The sequence below is a fragment of the uncultured Campylobacter sp. genome, assembly GCF_938031315.1.
Lineage (GTDB): Bacteria > Campylobacterota > Campylobacteria > Campylobacterales > Campylobacteraceae > Campylobacter_B.
In genome coordinates this window covers 1-2,195 of record NZ_CALHHT010000248.1, presented here as the reverse complement: position 1 = coordinate 2,195, position 2,195 = coordinate 1, and the positions used below count along the sequence as shown (strand labels likewise).

At 48.9% G+C, this 2,195-nt stretch carries 3 protein-coding genes; all 3 read left to right on the top strand.

The genetic code is table 11. From position 1 onward, the window contains the following. Positions 1-115 precede the first annotated feature (115 nt). The 3 genes from Q0236_RS06300 to Q0236_RS06290 all read left to right on the top strand — a co-directional run bounded on the left by Q0236_RS06300 (position 116) and on the right by Q0236_RS06290 (position 2,064). Positions 116-292 carry a hypothetical protein gene (locus tag Q0236_RS06300; RefSeq protein WP_297916141.1) on the top strand — a complete coding sequence of 59 codons (177 nt, stop codon included), beginning with the start codon at positions 116-118 and terminating at the stop codon, positions 290-292. A 236-nt stretch (positions 293-528) separates the two neighbouring features. Then, the gene (locus Q0236_RS06295; protein WP_297916139.1) at positions 529-1,206 is read left to right on the top strand and encodes a hypothetical protein; all 678 of its coding nucleotides are present in this window, start codon (positions 529-531) and stop codon (positions 1,204-1,206) included. Between the two features lie 117 nt (positions 1,207-1,323). Further along, positions 1,324-2,064 carry a sulfite exporter TauE/SafE family protein gene (locus tag Q0236_RS06290; protein WP_297916137.1) on the top strand — a complete coding sequence of 247 codons (741 nt, stop codon included), beginning with the start codon at positions 1,324-1,326 and terminating at the stop codon, positions 2,062-2,064. Positions 2,065-2,195: the final 131 nt, after the last annotated feature.

Here is a 2,195-nt window from a genome sequence, read left to right as displayed (position 1 = left end):
GGATGAGTAAAATTTTAAATTTATACGCTAGCGGCGCTGCGGACGAGAGTAAATTTGAGCGGTCTGCCCGTCCGAGCGGTTTGGCTGTCCGCACTTGGACAAATTTAAGGCGCTAGTGGAATTTAAAGGTTGCGAAATTTCAAATACTCGCGGAATTTCAGATCTCCGTGGAATTTTAAAACGCCTCGGAATTTTAAATATCGTGAAATTTAAATGCCTCGGAATTTCAAACGCTCGTAAAATTTCACGCCCTTGTGCGCGAGTATTCGCAGAGCGCCGAAACTGCGGGTAAATTTTAAAAAATTCGCAAAGCAAGATTTAAAATTTCGGCGCTGATACATAGCGCTCACGCGAATTGCGCTTAGCGGTTATCGGTTGCCGCCAAATGATTGGGCTTTGCCGCCTAGCGGTCAAATTTTGCCGACTAGCGAGGCTAAATTTATTCGGTTCGCATGAAATTCAAGAAGCGCGAGCCGTTTGAGCAGCGTAAAATTTAACCCGCCTGCATGAAATTTTAAGGAGCGCACGATGGCAAACGCCGTAAATTCCGCACAGTACCAAGCGCACATCAAGCAGGCGGAAGCTCTTTTTAAGAGGAAAAATTTTACTCAGCGCCAAACGATAAATTTAGGTGGCGGATATGAGATCGTAAAGGACGCATATAGGCTCGGCGCGACAAATTTTGGTGGCGGCGAATACACGCTGTTTGGCGCGCCGCAGATAATAAGCTGGCGCTGTATAGACGATCGGGCGGAATTTTTTAGCCTGATCCGCCACGCAGACGGCAAATTTTACCTCGTTTTTCGCCGGGATCTATACGGCTACAGCGTGCTTGATCTAGCCTCAGCGCAGATCATGCGCTTCGTGCCGGACGCCTGGTTAGACGGCAAGGAGAGCTTCATTTGGGACGGCGTGCACTATCTGCGGGATTGGGACGCGCTGGCCGTGGACGGCTGCTACTGGGCGGCTCCAAACGGCGTGCATTTGGTGAGCTTTGCCGAGCCGATGAGTGAAGAGCAGAGATATGTAGACGTTTTAGACTGCATGCAGGGCGGTTACGACATCTACGAGCAGGCTGATTTTGCGGGCTTTGAGGGTAATGAACTGAGCTTGAAATGCTTTCGCGCGGACACCTTGCGATATGAAAATATAAAAATTTCGCACGAGCGTTACTGCGAATGGATGCGCGAAGCGAAACGGCTATAAGCTTTAAATTTACTAAATTTCGCACTTAAATTTAAACGCTTGCAAGCGGCGAAATTTAATGACGAGCCGCAAAAAGCGGAATTTAGCGATGAGTTGGGGCTAAAATAAGGAATAGGGATGTTTTTTGAATACATTTTAATCGGCGCCTGCGTGGGCTTTATCAGCGGATTTTTCGGCATCGGCGGCGGCACGGTCGTGGTGCCCGTGATGATGCTCTTCGGCTACGATGTCAAGTACGCCATCGGCATCAGCATCATGCAGATGATCTTCAGCTCGATTTTCGGCTCGTTCGTAAATTTTAAAAGCAAAATGCTCGACGTCGCGCCCGCGCTGGTGCTGGGGTTCGGGGGCTTTTGCGGCGCGCTTAGCAGCGGCTTTATCGTAAGCTATTTTTCGTCAAAATTTCTTCTGGGCACGCTCATTTTGGTGCAGATCATAAATTTAATCAAACTCTTCAAAACCCCGACCGAGCCCACCGGCGAGGCTAACGAATCAAAAATTTTGCTCTTTATCGTGGGGCTGTTCGTCGGCGCCGTGGCGATCAGCGTGGGTATCGGCGGCGCGGTATTCGTGATGCCTATTTTGATCAGTTTTTTAAACTACGACATCAAAAAGGCCGTCAGCACGGGGCTATTTTTCGTGATATTTTCCTCAAGTGCGGGCTTTCTGAGCCTTTCCGCGCACGGGCTCGTGTACTACGAAATCGGCGCGTTGCTAGGCATCGGCTCGCTAGCGGGCGTTTACGCGGGCGTAAAAACCTCGCACAAGATCGGCAAAAAAGCTCAAAAGCGCTGGATGATCGCACTTATCGTCACGATACTTTGTATAACGGTTAGGAAATTTTTGGCTTTGAGCTAGGCGTCCTTGCCGAATCGAAGCTAAAATCGGATCTAAATTTAGTCGCGGCGCCTTGCCGCTAAATTTAACTCAAATTTAAAGGATGGACGATGAACGAAGCTCAAATTTCGCTAGCGTACAAAATTTCAGGC